14 protein-coding genes and 1 pseudogene are annotated in these 14,935 nt (G+C 69.2%); 7 read left to right on the top strand and 8 right to left on the bottom strand.

The window, feature by feature from the left end; translation table 11 throughout:
* Positions 1-378: 378 nt before the first annotated feature.
* Both QQM39_RS03020 and QQM39_RS03015 read right to left on the bottom strand, forming a co-directional pair.
* The gene (locus QQM39_RS03020; RefSeq protein WP_301995026.1) at positions 379-1,425 is read right to left on the bottom strand and encodes an SPFH domain-containing protein; all 1,047 of its coding nucleotides are present in this window, start codon (positions 1,423-1,425) and stop codon (positions 379-381) included.
* Between the two features lie 4 nt (positions 1,426-1,429).
* Positions 1,430-1,861, bottom strand: a complete 432-nt coding sequence (locus tag QQM39_RS03015) for an NfeD family protein (protein WP_301995025.1) — start codon at positions 1,859-1,861, stop codon at positions 1,430-1,432.
* Between the two features lie 203 nt (positions 1,862-2,064).
* On the opposite strand from QQM39_RS03015, the pseudogene QQM39_RS03010 reads away from it, so the two are divergent.
* The 3 genes and pseudogenes from QQM39_RS03010 to QQM39_RS03000 form a co-directional block, all read left to right on the top strand.
* Positions 2,065-2,373 (top strand): annotated as a pseudogene (locus QQM39_RS03010) (SDR family oxidoreductase); the annotation flags it as partial.
* Between the two features lie 190 nt (positions 2,374-2,563).
* The gene (locus QQM39_RS03005) at positions 2,564-3,472 is read left to right on the top strand and encodes a class I SAM-dependent methyltransferase (protein WP_301995024.1); all 909 of its coding nucleotides are present in this window, start codon (positions 2,564-2,566) and stop codon (positions 3,470-3,472) included.
* A gap of 505 nt (positions 3,473-3,977) precedes the next feature.
* Positions 3,978-4,535 (top strand): hypothetical protein, encoded by a 558-nt coding sequence (locus QQM39_RS03000; RefSeq protein ID WP_301995023.1) that lies wholly within the window; start codon positions 3,978-3,980, stop codon positions 4,533-4,535.
* Positions 4,536-4,699: 164 nt separating this feature from the next.
* On the opposite strand, the gene QQM39_RS02995 is transcribed toward QQM39_RS03000, so the two are convergent.
* From QQM39_RS02995 to QQM39_RS02980, 4 genes are all read right to left on the bottom strand, one after another.
* Positions 4,700-6,589 (bottom strand): NAD(P)-binding protein, encoded by a 1,890-nt coding sequence (locus QQM39_RS02995; RefSeq protein ID WP_302003460.1) that lies wholly within the window; start codon positions 6,587-6,589, stop codon positions 4,700-4,702.
* Between the two features lie 79 nt (positions 6,590-6,668).
* Positions 6,669-7,967, bottom strand: a complete 1,299-nt coding sequence (locus QQM39_RS02990) for an ArsB/NhaD family transporter (RefSeq protein WP_301995022.1) — start codon at positions 7,965-7,967, stop codon at positions 6,669-6,671.
* Positions 7,964-8,422: a CBS domain-containing protein gene (locus QQM39_RS02985; protein ID WP_301995021.1), complete on the bottom strand. Its 459-nt coding sequence runs from the start codon at positions 8,420-8,422 to the stop codon at positions 7,964-7,966. Before QQM39_RS02985 ends, QQM39_RS02990 begins: the two co-directional genes overlap by 4 nt.
* Complete coding sequence (locus QQM39_RS02980; protein ID WP_301995020.1) at positions 8,409-9,650, bottom strand: sodium:proton antiporter; 1,242 nt, start codon at positions 9,648-9,650, stop codon at positions 8,409-8,411. Before QQM39_RS02980 ends, QQM39_RS02985 begins: the two co-directional genes overlap by 14 nt.
* Before the next feature lie 431 nt (positions 9,651-10,081).
* Here QQM39_RS02980 and QQM39_RS02975 point away from each other — a divergent pair, with 431 nt between their 5' ends.
* Entirely contained in the window at positions 10,082-10,276 is a 195-nt protein-coding gene (locus tag QQM39_RS02975) for a hypothetical protein (protein WP_301995019.1), read from the top strand.
* Here QQM39_RS02975 and QQM39_RS02970 read toward each other — a convergent pair.
* Both QQM39_RS02970 and QQM39_RS02965 read right to left on the bottom strand, forming a co-directional pair.
* Positions 10,256-10,717, bottom strand: a complete 462-nt coding sequence (locus QQM39_RS02970) for a CBS domain-containing protein (RefSeq protein WP_301995018.1) — start codon at positions 10,715-10,717, stop codon at positions 10,256-10,258. The two genes, QQM39_RS02975 and QQM39_RS02970, sit on opposite strands and share 21 nt — an antisense overlap.
* 132 nt (positions 10,718-10,849) lie before the next feature.
* Entirely contained in the window at positions 10,850-11,260 is a 411-nt protein-coding gene (locus QQM39_RS02965; RefSeq protein ID WP_301995017.1) for a hypothetical protein, read from the bottom strand.
* Between the two features lie 726 nt (positions 11,261-11,986).
* Between QQM39_RS02965 and QQM39_RS02960 the strand changes: the two genes are divergently transcribed.
* The 3 genes from QQM39_RS02960 (at position 11,987) to QQM39_RS02950 (ending at position 14,874) form a co-directional block, all read left to right on the top strand.
* On the top strand, positions 11,987-12,520 hold the full coding sequence (locus tag QQM39_RS02960; protein ID WP_301995016.1) for a hypothetical protein: 534 nt from the start codon (positions 11,987-11,989) through the stop codon (positions 12,518-12,520).
* A gap of 235 nt (positions 12,521-12,755) precedes the next feature.
* Positions 12,756-14,156: a TrkH family potassium uptake protein gene (locus QQM39_RS02955; RefSeq protein ID WP_301995015.1), complete on the top strand. Its 1,401-nt coding sequence runs from the start codon at positions 12,756-12,758 to the stop codon at positions 14,154-14,156.
* A complete protein-coding gene (locus QQM39_RS02950) occupies positions 14,149-14,874 on the top strand; it encodes a TrkA family potassium uptake protein (protein ID WP_301995014.1) in 726 nt (241 codons plus the stop codon). Before QQM39_RS02955 ends, QQM39_RS02950 begins: the two co-directional genes overlap by 8 nt.
* Positions 14,875-14,935 lie beyond the last annotated feature (61 nt).

Genomic DNA, 14,935 nt, shown 5'->3' with positions numbered 1-14,935 from the left:
CGCTCAGCGGCTCCGCACAGGAGATGACGGTCGACGCGCGTGGCGTCATCCCGAGTGGGTGGTCGGCGGAGAGGGTTCTGCCGAAGGCAGGCCAGGCGCCCGGCCGGTGACCGTGGACCCTGCCTCAGGGGCGTCTTCCGACTACTGCGCGGTCGTATCGCCCTGCTGCTCGTACTGGTCGCCCGAACCGGTGCGTCTTCTCATGGCGTGACGGGTCGTTGATCCGTTCACGGTGGGCTTGGTGGCGGCACTGATCCCGGCTGCCGTCCGGGTGTGTCGACCGGTCCACAGCGCAGCACGCCGCCTGCCGCCGGCCCCGCGACTTCTGGGCGATGACGCCCGAGGTCGGCCGGTGGCGTCATGGAGGTCCGGTGGTTGTCATCCGCCGTCAGCGAGGGGGCGAGCCGGGCGGGCGCCGGAAGCGGTGCTATCGGCTTTGGCGGCGTCGGCGAGGGCCTGGGCGGCGGCTTCTGCGGCCTGCGCCGTGTCGTCGGCGGCCTGGGCGGCGGTGTCGTCCGAGGGCTTCTCGCGGGTGGCCGGCGACTGGGGGAGTACCTCGCTGAAGGCGCGGGACACACCCTGGAGTGCGGAGGTCATCTCGCTGGGGATCACCCAGAAGGTACTGCCCGAGCCCTGCGCGAGTTGGGGCAGCATCTGGAGGTACTGGTAGGCGAGCAGCTTGGGGTCGGGGTCGTTGCGGTGCACGGCCTGGAACACCTCGTCGATGGCCCGGGACTGGCCCTCGGCCTGGAGGATCGCAGCAGTGCGGTTGCCCTCCGCGCGAAGGACGGCAGCCTGCTTGTCGCCTTCGGCGGTGAGGATCTGCGATTGGCGTTGGCCCTCGGCCCCGAGAATCGCGGCGCGCTTGTCCCGCTCGGCTCGCATCTGCTTCTGCATCGCGTCCTTGATGGACTGCGGGGGGTCGATGGCCTTGATCTCCACCCGGTTGACCCTCAGGCCCCACTTGCCGGTCGCCTCGTCCAGCACGCCACGGAGCTGGCTGTTGATGGTGTCGCGTGAGGTGAGAGTCTTCTCCAGGTCCATGGAGCCCACGACGTTGCGCAGAGTGGTTACGGTCAGCTGCTCGACCGCCTGGAGGAAATTCGCGATCTCGTAGAACGCCGCTCGTGGGTCGGTGACCTGGAAGTAAAGGACGGTGTCGATCTCGACGACCAGATTGTCCTCGGTGATGACCGGTTGCGGTTTGAAGGAGACGACCTGCTCCCGCAGGTCGATGACCGGATGGACGCGGTCGATGTAGGGGATGACGAGGCTGAGGCCGGGTTTCAGGGTCCGGTGGTAGCGGCCGAGTCGCTCGACATTGCGAGCGCGTGCCTGGGGCACGATCCGGACCGCCCGCACCACAGTGAAAACCGCGATGAGCGCGACGATCAGGCCAGCGATGAGGAACGCCGAGGTTTCCATGGTTTCAGTCCCGGGGGTAGACGAGGGCGGTGCTGCCGCTGATCTCTATGACGTCGACGGTCTTTCCGGGAGGGATCACCAGCGTCTCGTCGTAGGCGCGGGCCGTCCATTCCTCACCGTCGATGCGGACCCTGCCGCCCAGGCCCGTCACCTCCGAGACGACATAGGCAGCTTTGCCGACCAATGCGTCTATGCCGAATCGCTCCACCTGGGGTTGGAACACGTGACGCAGCGCGATGGGGCGCACGAACAGCACGCTGGCTGTGGCGACGATGGTGAACACCAGAAATTGGAAGGGCAGCGGCAGCCCGACCGCCGCGAATCCGGCCGTGATCAACGCGGCCGCACCCAGCATTCCGAGTGCAGCAGTGAGAGTGAGAATCTCCGCCACAGCCAAGATCGCCGCGACGATCAACCAGATGAGCCATAGATCCATTGCGAGCCCCTTCTGACCGGTGCGGGTGCGTGAAGGGCTGGACGATCACGGAGCTGTACTGGCGCAACGCACCCCAGGGCCACTGCATCCTTTTGATGTAATTTTACCCGTCCCGAGAAAATAAGCCCCTCCTGTGCAGGCGAAGCATTCCGCCTCGATTTTTCGTGACGGGCCACTGGTGTGGCCGGGTAAGCGCCGCCTGCATGGCAGGCCAACACTTGATCACAGAGGGGACGGCCAACCACTCCGCCACCAAGCACGCCGTGGTCGGTCTGACCAAGTCCGCCGCGCTGGAGTACGCCACCGACAACATCCGCATCAACGGCGTCGCCCCCGCCGCGATCAAGACCGACGTCCTCAGCACCGCGATCGAGGCCGGCACCTGGGACGAGGCCACCATCGCCGCCCTCCAGCCGATCAACCGGATGGGCCGCCCCATCGAGGTCGCCGAGGCCATCACCTGGCTCGCCTCCCCGCAGGCGCCCTTCGTCACCGGGACCATCCTCAACGTCGACGGCGGCTACAAGGCGCAGCAAGAGACCCGCTGCCACCACCGGCCACGAAGCAGTTCCCGACCCGCGCACCGAGGAACGCCTCGGCCTCGAAGGGCAGTCTCCAGCGATCTGGCCCACCGACGACGGCCGCTCGAAGCGCCGGAAAACCGGTGGAGCCGTCGGAGCATGTGTCCGTACCGTCCGTGGGATGACCTATCTGAGCCCCCTGGGATATCTGCTGGGCATCGAGGGCGCTGCTTTGCTGCGTGGCATCAGGGAGGGGAGGGCCGACCGGGCGTTCGTCGAGGCCCGGATCGCCGAGATCCGCACCCTGCTGGATGTGCCCGCCCTCGCGCATGCCGAGGGAGTCACGGCGAGTCCGGGCACGATCAGCGCGGCCGATGTCTACCAGGAGTGGGCGCCGCACTATGACGCCCCCGGCAACCAGATGATCGACGTCGAGCAGCCCGTTGTCCGGCGCATCCTGGACAGCCTGCCCGTCGGCGCGGCGTTGGACGCGGCCTGCGGGACCGGCCGCCACACCATCTACCTGCATGAACTCGGCCACGATGTGATCGGTGTCGACGCCTCGCCCGAAATGCTCGCCCAGGCCCGCAAGGGCCTGCCAGATGTCGACTTTCACGAGGCCGAGCTGCACCAGTTGCCGCTTCCCGACAACGCGGTCGACACCGTCGTCTGCGCGCTCGCCCTGACTCACGTCCCCGATCTGGCCGCCGTGCTGGCCGAGTTCGCGCGTGTTCTGCGCCCTGGCGGGAACCTTGTGATCTCGGATGCCCACCTGCTGGTGTCCTACCTCCGGCCGACCCTGGCCCGCCGTCCCGGCCCGGACGGCCGCCCGTCCCTCCTCGCCGAATACCACCGCCCGCTCAGCGCCTACCTCGCCGCAGCCCTCCCATTGGGCTTCCAGGTCCGGCACTGCGAGGAACCCCGCCGCCCGCGCCACTCCCTCGACTCCTACACCGCCCCGGACCCACTCTCGACCTACATGTCCTGGGACCTGTTGCACTGGTGCCCGGAAGCGTCGGCCGCGGCCTTGGACGATTCCCCGATCGTGGTCATCTGGCACTTCCAACTCGACGGCACCGGGAAGGGCTGAGCTCGTTTGTCAGCTGGTTTGAAGCGGGTCATCCCTCGTCAGGGTGACGCCTCCGTTTTCTGGACCTTGGAACGCTCGAATCGTCACCGGTGGCGCCACCTGCCGTGTGCCCAAGCACGCATGGACCGGACGCAGCTGCACCGCGGTTCCGCGCACCACCCGCTGGAGCTGCAGCGACTGGCAGAACGTCAACTGGTACTGCAAGCAATACATCTTCAAGTGCAAGGTCGTGGCCCAAAGGGCTGACTCCTGCCGATTTCCCTTTTCCTGATCGCTGCGGCAGCCAGCCTGCTGCGGGCGTTCGACATCCCGGAGGTGGCGAACGCCATCGCCTTTCCCCTGAACCTGGCAGTCGTCCTGCTGTCCGTCGGGGAGATTCCCGGAACGAATAGGTGCTGGAGTGGATGCTCGCCGCTGAGAGCTCCGGAGTGTTCCCGGTCGGACGTGGCGCCGGGTCGTGTCAGGGATGGAGACACGAGCCGGTGCCGTTCATACCCTGGAGCGCATGAGACGGCGCAGGAGGAAGCGGGCCTCGGCAGATCGCTCGTACTCCCTGGCGACCGCCGAAATCATTCATGACCGCTACTGGGCACGTGAGTTACGCAACGCGGCCTTCAGCGGAGTGCTGTTGTTCACGAGTCTGGTGCTGCTCGATGTGAGCCAGCTGCGACTCACCCCCTGGCGTGCCGTGTGGTGGGCTGTGCTGGGAGTGCTGCTGCTCATCGTCCTGACACCGGCCCGGATCAGCGTCGAGCGCCGGGGGTTGGATGCGCGGGGGCTCTTCACCCATCACCGTGTACGAACGGACCACCTGGTGTCGGTACGGATATCTGAGGGAGTGTCCCGGCGCCTGGTGCTGCGGGATGCGTACGGCGAACGCGTCGTGCTGGATCCGCGCGTGCTGGCCGCCAACCCCCTGATATGGCATGCACTCGACGAAGGAGCCCGCCGCTCCCGCGAGAGTGGGACGCTCGTCTGCGGCTCGCGGGTGCTGGAAGAGCTGGGACGGCGCATCGACAGCGCGGAGTGCCGGGGGATTCTTAAGGCGACCGGCCTGAACTGACAGCTCGTTTCCTGCACCACACGGGACGCTGCCGCATGTTTCTCGTCTGCCCCTGACACCTGCGCTCCGGACGAGGCGGCCTGGCCGGACAACCCCCAGTGAGAGCGGGGCGGGCCGGGGGCACTGCGGGGTGCCGGCAGTCTCACGCGGTGTCGAGGCCTCCTCTAGGTGCCCTCGGGCCGTACGCCCAGACGCGGCTGTCGGCCGAGGAGTTCGGCCAGGCCCTGGCGGGTCGTGGCGAGTACGACCCGGTCTTCGGGCCGTAGGACATAGCCGGGGTGGAGGTCCCACACCAATCCGCCGGGACGGTCGGTGCCCTCGTGCGTCGGCGTGGCGGCCAGATCGGGCAGGCGGTCGCCCGGTGCGGCGGTGTCCAGGGCGATGACGCGCCAGGCCCCGGGCCGGAACGACTCGGCGATGGTGCGCCCTGCCAGCTGCGGATGCCCGGCGACGTTCAGGGCGGCGAAGAGGAGCACGCGGCGTTCGACCGGTATGGCTCCCAGGATCTGGCGGCCCATCATGGCTCCGGCGAAGGCGGGCGCCGCGAGGGTGGAGACGCTGCGGCTGCGGGTCAGGGCCCGGGGGTGGGCGGCACGCAGGGTGCGGTAGACGGCCGCGGCGAACTCGTCGTCGTACAGGCGCAGCGCCACCCGCAGGTCGGGCTTGACGGAGCGGGCGTACAGGGCCGCTTCCAGGTTCGTGGTGTCACTGCTGGTGAGGGCGAGCAGAGCGTGCGCGCGGTTGATCGCGGCGGATTCCAGGACGCCTTCCTGGGCGACGTCGCCCACCACGGTGGGGACGCGCAGACGGCGGGCGAGCGGGATGCCGCGGGCCTCCGGGTCCTCCTCCACGCACACCACGGGGATGCCGAGTTCTTTGAGCCGGGCCAGCACACGGGTGCCCACTTTGCCGAGGCCGAGCAGGACGACGTGGCCGGACAGACCGCGGGGCGGGCGGCGCAGCGCGGAGGCGGTACGGAAGGTGCCGAACGCCTCCAACGCGGCCGCGAGCAGCACGGGCAGCAGCAACAACCCGGCGAGACCGGACAGGAGTTGGACCACCTGGCGGGCCGTGGGCTCGCCCAGTGCCGGGTCGCCGATCGCGAACAGGTCGAGCAGGGTGAGGTAGGCGGCGTGCAGCGGGTGCTTCTGCTCGCTGGTCAGCCAGGTCGCGACCGCCAGGCCCAGCACGCAGGCCATGAGCCCGGCCAGGGACCAGCGCAGCCGGCGCGAGAACAGGGAGCCGAGCGGTACACCGCGGCCCGCGAGACGTCCGGGCGGAGGAGCGGTGTTGGTGTGCGAGACGGCTTCCAGGATGACGGTGCCGCGTCCCGTCGCGGCGGCCACCGTCTCGTCGTCCGGCAGCAGTGTCGGCCCCTCCCGGCCGCTGGCATCCGAACCCTCCGCGCCCGCCGGGTCGTTGGTGGTGGACGACAGGAGGGCGAGCGTGCACAGGCCCGGGTCGGGGACCGCGCCGCGGCTCGGCGGGGTGCGCTCCGTGGCGCGCAGCAGCAGTCCGTCGGCCTGGACGACCTTGCTGGTGCCGGCGATGGCGGTGGCCGCGAGTGCGGGAGCCGCGGTGTCCGCGTCGGACAGGACCGTGGTGGAGGTGTCCAGGGCCTCCGGGTCCAGGCCGGGGACGGCGAGGGCGGCGGCCTGGTCGAGGAGTTCCTCCAGATGCTGGCCGAGCTTGCGGTTGTAGAGGCGGATGACCAGGCGGAGGCGTGGGTTGAGGCGGCGGGCGGCCAGTGCGGCGTGGATGTTGGCCTCGTCGTCGTCATGGACCAGCGCCAGCGCGGCGGCCTCCCGCACACCCGCCTCGGCCAGGGCGGCCTCGTCGAGCACGGGCACCTCCATCACCTGCGGAGCTCCGGGGGCCCCGGCGGTGCGGCTCATCGCGGCCTGCAACCGGCCGAGCAGTGCCGAGGTACCCGCCCGCCCCGCGGGGCCGGCGCGCCCCGCGGGCGGTAGGACGAGGGTGACGCGCTCGCGGTACACCGTGGTGAGCTCGGCGGCCAGTCGCTCGGCGAGCGCGTCGTCACCGCACACGACCATGTGTCCCGGCATGTGTTCCGGTCGTGGGGCCCCTCGTGACGGCTGCGGGAATACGACCATGTGGTGCGGCACCTCCGGATCAGGCGAGAGCGAAGTAGCGCAACCACACGTAGACGAGGGAGAGCGCGACGGTCACGGCGGTGACGACGAGGCCGTACTTGGTGAACTGCCAGAAGGAGATGGGCTGGCGGTTGCGTTCGGCGATGCCCAGGACGACGACGTTCGCGGAGGCGCCGATGGCGGTGGCGTTGCCGCCCAGGTCGGCGCCGAGGGCCAGGGCCCACCACAGGACGTGGCCGCTGTTGCCGCCCATGTTCTGGACCAGGTCGGAGGTGATGGGGGCCATGGTGGCGACGTAGGGGATGTTGTCGACGATGCCGGACAGGACGGCGGAGGCGCCCAGCAGGCTCATGGAGCCGCCGAGTTCGTTGTCGCCGATGGCGTCGGCCAGTTGCGTGGAGACCTCGCTGATGACGCCGGTCTCGATCAGGCCGCCGATCATGATGAACAGGCCGGCGAAGAAGGCGAGCGTGGGCCACTCGACCTCTTTGAGGACGTCGCCGATGTCGACGGAGGAGAGCGCGACGAGGAGTCCGGCGCCGAGCAGGGCGACGACGCTGGGTTCGTAGTGCAGCACCGGGTGGAGGACGAAGCCGGCCACCACCAGGGTCAGCACGATCAGGCCCTGGATCAGCAGGCGCGGGTCGTGGATGGCCTCGCGCTCTTCCAGCGCCATGATCTCGACGGCGCGGTCCTCGTCGTAGACGAAGGACTTGCGGAACATCACCCGGCACAGCGCGACGAGGACGACCAGCAACACCGCGACGATCGGGGCGAGGTGGACGAGGAAGTCGTTGAAGGTCAGGCCGGCCCGGCTGGCGATGATGATGTTGGGCGGGTCGCCGACGAGGGTGGCGGTGCCGCCGATGTTGGAGGCGAGGATCTCGGCGATGAGGAACGGCATGGCGGGCAGGCCCAGGCGTTCGCATACCAGCAAGGTGACCGGGGCGATGAGCAGGACCGTGGTGACGTTGTCGAGCAGTGCGGAGGCCACGGCGGTGATGACGACCAGCATGGCCATCACCCGGAAGGGCTTGGCCCGGGCCCGCTTGACGGACCAGATGGCCAGGTACTCGAACATGCCGGTCTTCTTCAGCACGCCGACGATCACCATCATGCCCATGAGCAGGAAGATGACGTTCCAGTCGACGCCGCTGTGCTCGGAGTAGAAGGCCGATTCGTCGTCGGTGGCCCCGATCGCCAGCATGAGGCCCGCGCCGCCGAGGGCGACGGCGACGCGGTGGATCTTCTCGCTGATGATCAGGGCGTAGGCGCCGACGAAGACGACGACCGCTGCCCAGCTGTGCCAGTCGTTCACGGTCCTCCGATGAAGTGGTCCAACACGGCGTCCGCGGTGACCGCGCCGATCAGTGTGACCTTGTCGCCCTCCCGTTCGATCACGGCTACGACCGGGCAGTCCTTGCGCGCCATGAGTGCGGCGATGTGCATGGGCGAGACGTCCGGCCCGACCACGCCGGGGATGAGCCGACCGCGGGGCAGCCACTCGGCCACCGACCGCCCACGCACGGCTTCGCGGGGCTCGTCGTCGAACCGGTCGTCCACCACGGCGGCGAGGATCGGGTCCTCCAACACGTACTGGGGGACGAGGGTCCTGATCACCTGGGCGGCGGGCACGATCGCGTACGGGTACCCCTCCTGGTCGACGACCAGGAGGGCAGGCAGCCGTTCGCGGGCGATCAGGCGGCCCGCTTCCTGGGCGTCGTCGTCGACCGTCACGACCGGATACGGTCCGGCCAGGTCACGTGCGCGCATCGGCCGTGGTCTCCTCGGGCTGCACGGCGGTGTCCTGGCGCTTGTCCGGGATGCCGGTCAGGTCCTCGACGTCGAAGGCGCGGGCGATCGGCACGTCCGTGGAGCTGTGGGCGATGATCGAGAAGGCGATGCAGACGGCGATCAGCGTGAACGCCTCCTCGGCCTGCGGAATGCCGGACTGCAGCACCAGCAGGCCGTACACCACCGAGGCGAAGCCCTTCGGGCCGAACCAGGCCGCCACCAGCTTCTCCCGGCGGGAGATGGTCGTACCGAGCAACGACAGCAGCAGCGAGGCCGGGCGGATCAGAACGATCGCCAGGACCACTGCCACATAGCCGCCGAACGGCAGGTCGCCGAACAGCTGCGGGGTCAGCAGGGCGCCGAACACCAGCAGTGCCGCGAACTTCGCGAGCTCGGCCAGTGCCTCGCCGAGCGGCTCGAAGGACTCCTTGGCCTCCGGCGAGACGTGGGCGAGGGCCGCGCCCGCAGAGAACGCCGCCAGGTAGGGGTTGGCGTGCGTGAGGTGGCAGGTCGCGTAGAGGATCACACCGATGGCCAGGGGCAGCAGCGGCTGCAGCTTGGGCTCCGCGCCCAACAGCCGGAAGCGTACGAGGCCGTTGACGAGGAACGGCAGCGTGACGCCGAAGACGAGGCCGAGCACCAGCTCAAGGGCGATCTTGGAGCCGGAGGCGTCCGCGCTGTCGGCGGCGGGGCCCGCGGCGGCGATGAGGAGGAGGACGACCGGGAGGGCGAGCCCGTCGTTGATGCCGCTCTCGACGTTGAGCAACTGCCGCAGCTTCGCGGGGACTTCCTTACGCCCGACGATCGCCGAGGCGAACACCGGGTCGGTGGGGGCGAGCACCGCGCCGACCAGGAATGACGTCGTCCAGTCCAGGCCCACCAGGTAGTGCGTGATCAGGGCCATGAAGACGAACGCGAGCGGCATGCCCAGACCCAGGGCCCGCGCCGGGTTCCTCCAGTTGGCGCGCAGCTTGGGCAGCGAGACGTGCATGCCGTCGGTGAACAGCACCGCGAACAGCGCCAGGTCGGCCGTCACGGACACGATCTCACTGTCCGGCGTGATGTGGATCAGGCCGAGGAAGCCGTCGCTGACGAGCGCGCCGCCGACGAGAAAGAGGAAGGAAGTGGACAGTACGGTCCGGGCCGCCAGCCCCGACAGCAGCACCGCCACCAGCAGTGCGACGCCGAACACCACCACGAGCACCATGGCGTGAGCCCCCGATCGGAAGAGAGAGTGATCCCCTTGCTCGCCGACCAGGCTTCCCGGCACACCGCTGCGCACCCTACAGGTTCTTGATACGTCTTTGACAGATCGCTGGCGGGCATCGCGGAGCCATGTTTCTTGCCGGATTCCGGCAGCCTTTGAGGCGAGGTGCGGTCGTTCTGATGCCCTCGGAACCACGATTGGCGCAGTGCCGTTCGGCTCGGGCGGCGGTCGACCACCTCAGGCATAGAGGGACTGTCAGGTACGCCGGGAAGGCTGGTCGGCAGTCGGCCGACCTCTGCCCTGGAGCCGCGGATGCCGGACTCTTCGCCCGCTCGGCGGCCTCATGGCAACGTGGGCCATGCAGGACAGGACGCCTGCTGCAGGATGTTCTGCGTTCGCGGCCGGCGCTCCTCGAGGTCGGCTCGGGAAACGTGACGTACGTCAGCAGTGATGGCTGCGCGGTGTTCTTCACGGCGTTGCTTGCGGCGCGCCCGCAGGGCACACGCGTGATCGCCACTCAGGTACGGCCCCAGCCGCTCGGCACGCTCAACCAGATGGGGCCGGCCCGGGTCCTCGACATGTACGAGGGGGACGGCCCGGTCGTCTCAGGAAGCGGCGGCCAGTAGGCGCTCCAGCAGATGCGCGGCAGTGATCACGCCCAGCAGATGCGCGCCGGCCTTGTCGTGGTCGACGACCGCCACCAGGGGGCTGCGCACCTGGGCCATGAGCGCCGCGACCTCGAGTGCTGTGTCGTCCGGGGCCGCGACCGGCGGAGCCGGGATGTTCTTCGACAGGAAGTCGCGGACCTTGCGGCCCCTGAGGGCCTGGCAGAGCCGGTCGGCGTGACGTTCGTCGACGACCGCGGCCAGCGTCGGGTCCTCGATAACGTACTCCGGCACCAGGACTTTGATCATCTGGGAGGCGGGCAGGATCGCCTTGGGCACGCCGTCGTCGTCCACGACCAGCAGGGCGGGCAGCCGGTGCTCGGCCATCAGCCGCGCCGCTTCCATGGCGTCGGTGTCGACGCTGACCGTTTCGTATTCCACTGCCAGGTCACGTGCTCGCACGATCGGCTCCTGTCTCGCTCTCATGTCCCACTACAAGAAGGAAGCGTCGCGCGCATGCGGTGGGCCGACCAGCCGCCGCGCTGCGGCTCCTTCGGCATTGCGCGGCAACCGACGTCGCCGGCTCTGTGCGCCTCATTGTGGTCCCTTGCCCGGTGTGATGCGTCGATGGGCTCCGAGCGCGTTGACGATCCGCGCGACGAGGGTGCCGAGGAGCGCGGCAGTCAACAGGAGCAGGACGCGGGCGACGTCGGGATGGCCCTGCCAGGCGAGTTCGCCGCGTGGTGCGACGGCGTAGGCGTTGAGGAACAGCCAGCACACGAGGGCGATGCCTGGGGCGGCGCGGAAGCGGGCGGGCAGGCCCAGCAGAGCAGCGAGTGCACAGAGCGAGCCGAGAGCGATGGCGGAACTCGACAGTCCTCCTATGGCTCCCAGTACGGCGACGAGGAGGAGGGAGCCGGCGAAGGCCGCCACCCAGACGAAGGGCGTCGCCACCGGCTCGGGCACGGGCCGGACGGCGGTGCGCAGTGGGCGCCACTCCACCATGACCGGTCCTCCTCAGGTGTACGGGGCAGCGGGTCTGCTTCCTCCATTTCAGCGCACGTGGTTCCGCACCCGGCGAGGGGCCGCCGGCTCCCTCATGCTTCCCGTACGGCTCGTTGACGTGCTCCATACGGGCCGGCTGTCCGTTGGTGCAGTTCAGGGAGCGCCGGGGGAGTCCGGCTGGTGGAGTGCGGCAAAGCCGGACGACGTTCGGGGCGCCCGGGGCTCGATCATGGTTCTGTCGACGTGCGGTAATTGGAGGTGGCGCGTCGCCTACGGGGGAAATGATGAGTTCTGACACGGGTGACGTACGTCCCATATCCGCACCGAACACGGGCCCGGATCCGCGTACCAAATGCCCGAGCCGGATACGGGAAGTTCGCCCATCGCCGGGCCCGACAGCCCCGTCGACGTACGCGACCTCGACCCGGCGCCCGGCGCGTACTCCTCGGGGCCGGGAGGCGGTGGAATCCAGGTCATGTCGAGCGGCGGCACCGGTGGTGTGCAGACCACTGGGTTCAGCGGGGTCGACGATCCTGCCGCGCTCAACCGCGCCGGTGAGAACTCCAATCAGCTGGCCGGACCGTCAAGTCCGTCGACCAGGACGAGTCCGAGCGCTCCTCGACCTCGGCCCCGACCGACAAGTACAACGACATCCAGCACGCCCTCGCCAACAACTTCGCCACCGCCAACCAGGACAAGGAGTTCTCCGGCCCACGGCGGGCGGACATGCGCGCGCTCGGCTTCCAGCGGACCGGCGACAACGGCGCCCAGCCGTACGGCTGCGCCGACATGCGAGCTGCGCATGTCCGTCAGTGCGCCACACACCTCGCCGGGGTTCCCACCCAGGCCACCGGCCCCCTCTGCACCGGGCCGGCGCGTAGCTGCGCCGCGGGCCTCGGCTACTTCGACGGCGTCGCTGACGACATCCCCGAGTCGCAGGCCGGGCAATGGCGTTCGGACGTGCTGCGGCGTCTCAAGAACACCGCCGGCAGCCCTCCGCCCTACAAAGCAAACCGTGCCGGGTATATCGCGGGCAGTCGGCAACAGGCGGTCATCGAGCGGGTTGATGCGGACCCGGCCCCGTTCCTTGAGAAGGACAGCTCGCGGATCATCGTCATCTGGGCCACCGCACGGGGAGAAGGAATCAACTCCGGGAAGGTGGATGACCTACAGGCGGACGTTGCGAGCGATGCCAACTCCAGCTCCACGGAGACCGAGGAGGTCCTGGGGTGCACCAGACACCCCACGGAGTGCGGGTAGGCGCGGCCCCTCCTCGCACCCCGCGTGACGCTGGAGGGAGCAGAGCGTCGATCGGCACCGCTGGCACAGCGGACGGCCATGTGTGCTCCCACAGCGCGCTGTGCCGGTGCCCTCGTGCTCCGACAGAGCCCTCGACCTGGGGGCCGGTTAAGGTGTGGCGCCGGGATCTTGGCGCGGACCTGACGGATCCTTGACGATGTCTTGGCGAGGTGACGACAGGCGAGAGGGCCGGAGAGTGGCAGGACGTACGGCGCCGGCGAAGCGGCCGGCCCGGGTGACGCGGGGATGGCAGTCGCTGTTCACGGCGCACCCGGCGCGCACCGTGGTGGTGGCCTTCGCCGCGGTGATCCTGCTGGGGACCGGCCTGCTGATGCTGCCTGTCGCCAACGAGGACGGCTGGGCCACGGACTTCGTGACGGCGCTGTTCACCTCCACCTCCGCGGTCTGCGTGACAGGGCTGGTGGTGGTCGACACCGGCACCTACTGGAGCGGCTTCGGCGAGGGTGTGATTCTGGCCCTGTTCCAGGTCGGCGGCTTCGGGATCATGACGATGGCCTCACTGCTGGGGTTGCTGGTCTCGGGCAAGCTGCGGCTGCGGATGCAGCTGACCGCGCAGGCGGAGACCAAGAGCCTGGGCATCGGCGACGTCCGGAAGGTCCTGCTGGGCGTGGCGGGCTGCACGCTGATGGTGGAGCTGGCGGTGGGCGCCGTACTCGCGTTGCGGCTGCGCTTCGGTTACGGCGATTCCATCTGGGACGCCTCGTACCTGGGGTTCTTCCACGCTGTCTCCGCGTTCAACAACGCCGGTTTCGGGTTGCACGCCGACAGCCTGACCAAATACGCCCAGGACCCGTGGATGACCCTGCCGATCGCGGTGGCGGTGATTCTGGGCGGAATCGGCTTCCCGGTACTGCTGGAACTGCTGCGTCACCACAGACGGCAGCGACTCACCGGCCGCCGCGGCTGGTCCCTGCACTTCCGGCTCACGGTGGTCACCACCGCCGTCCTGCTCGCGCTCGGGACCGTGCTGACCTGCGCCATGGAGTGGGGCAACGACGACACGCTCGGACCCTTCGACTGGCACAGGAAGATCCTCGCCGGGTTCTTCCACTCCGCGATGTCCCGCACCGCCGGGTTCAACAGCGTCGACATCGGCGCGATGACCGACGCCACACTGCTGATGACGTGCATGCTGATGTTCGTCGGCGGCGGCAGCGCCGGCACCGCGGGCGGAATCAAGGTGTCCACCTTCGCCGTGCTGGGCGCGGCCATGTTGGCCGAGGTGCGCGGCGAGCCGCACTCTGGAGTCATGGGCCGCAAGCTGGCCCCGCACGTGCTGCGCCAGGCGCTGACCGTCGCCCTGGCCGGCGTGGGATTCGTGATGACCGCGACGCTCGCCCTGCTGGTCGTCGTGGACAAGCCGTTCGAGGAGGTGCTCTTCGAGGCCGTGTCCGCCTTCGGCACGGTGGGCCTGTCCACCGGCATCACCGCGGACCTGCCCACAGTCGGCCAACTGATCGTCATCCTGCTCATGTTCGTCGGCCGACTCGGCCCGGTCACCCTCGTCTCCGCACTCGCCCTGCGCGAGCGCACCCGCCGCTACCAGCTACCCGAGGAGCGACCCGTCATTGGTTAACTACCTGCACGCCCTGCGCCGCCGCCGCACCAAGCAGCTGACGGCCCACTACTCCTCCGACCAGCACGGCGACCAGCGGGTAGCCGTCATCGGCCTGGGCCGGTTCGGCAGCTCACTCGCCAACGAGCTGATGCGCCGCGGCTGGGACGTCCTGGGCGTCGACACCGACTCTCAGATCGTGCAGCGCCTGAGCGACGACCTCACCCACGCCGCCGTCGCCGACTGCACCGACCCCGAGTCCCTCCGCCAGCTCGGCGTGCATGAGTTCACCAGCGCCGTCGTGGGCATCGGCACCGACATCGAAGCGTCCATCCTGATCGCCACCAACCTGCTGGATGCGGAGGTCCCCAACATCTGGGCCAAGGCCATCAGCCGCCAGCACGGCCAGATCCTGGAACGGCTCGGCGTGCACCATGTGGTGCTGCCCGAGCACGAGATGGGCGAGCGGGTGGCCCACCTCGTGACCGGCCGCATGCTCGACTTCATCGAGTTCGACGACGACTACGCGCTGGTCAAGACCGTCGCCCCGGAAGTCGCCACCGGCATGCCGCTGGGCCGGAGCGAGGTCCGCAGCAAGTACGGCGTCACCGTCGTCGGCATCAAGCGCCCCGGCGAGGGCTTCACGTACGCGACCGCGGAGACGGTCATCGCCAAGGGCGACGTCATCATCGTCACGGGCAAGACTCAGGCGGTGGAGTCCTTCACGGAACTCGACTGAGTCCCAGCCGCGTCGAGTGGATGCCCTGGGGCCTGGCCCTGTGCGCTCGTAGGAAGCACGG

The sequence above is a fragment of the Streptomyces sp. DT2A-34 genome, from assembly GCF_030499515.1.
Lineage (GTDB): Bacteria > Actinomycetota > Actinomycetes > Streptomycetales > Streptomycetaceae > Streptomyces.
The sequence above is the reverse complement of the archived record's forward strand: the minus strand, read 5'-3'. Positions and strand labels throughout refer to the sequence as shown.

What these genes read in the sequence shown, in the direction of transcription:
- QQM39_RS03020 (WP_301995026.1), bottom strand. Translation starts at nt 1,425, where the DNA reads ATGGAAACCTCGGCGTTCCTCATCGCTGGCCTGATCGTCGCGCTCATC.
- QQM39_RS03015 (WP_301995025.1), bottom strand. Translation starts at nt 1,861, where the DNA reads ATGGATCTATGGCTCATCTGGTTGATCGTCGCGGCGATCTTGGCTGTG.
- QQM39_RS03005 (WP_301995024.1), top strand. Translation starts at nt 2,564, where the DNA reads ATGACCTATCTGAGCCCCCTGGGATATCTGCTGGGCATCGAGGGCGCT.
- QQM39_RS03000 (WP_301995023.1), top strand. Translation starts at nt 3,978, where the DNA reads ATGAGACGGCGCAGGAGGAAGCGGGCCTCGGCAGATCGCTCGTACTCC.
- QQM39_RS02995 (WP_302003460.1), bottom strand. Translation starts at nt 6,589, where the DNA reads ATGGTCGTGTGCGGTGACGACGCGCTCGCCGAGCGACTGGCCGCCGAG.
- QQM39_RS02985 (WP_301995021.1), bottom strand. Translation starts at nt 8,422, where the DNA reads ATGCGCGCACGTGACCTGGCCGGACCGTATCCGGTCGTGACGGTCGAC.
- QQM39_RS02980 (WP_301995020.1), bottom strand. Translation starts at nt 9,650, where the DNA reads ATGGTGCTCGTGGTGGTGTTCGGCGTCGCACTGCTGGTGGCGGTGCTG.
- QQM39_RS02965 (WP_301995017.1), bottom strand. Translation starts at nt 11,260, where the DNA reads ATGGTGGAGTGGCGCCCACTGCGCACCGCCGTCCGGCCCGTGCCCGAG.
- QQM39_RS02960 (WP_301995016.1), top strand. Translation starts at nt 11,987, where the DNA reads ATGCGCGCGCTCGGCTTCCAGCGGACCGGCGACAACGGCGCCCAGCCG.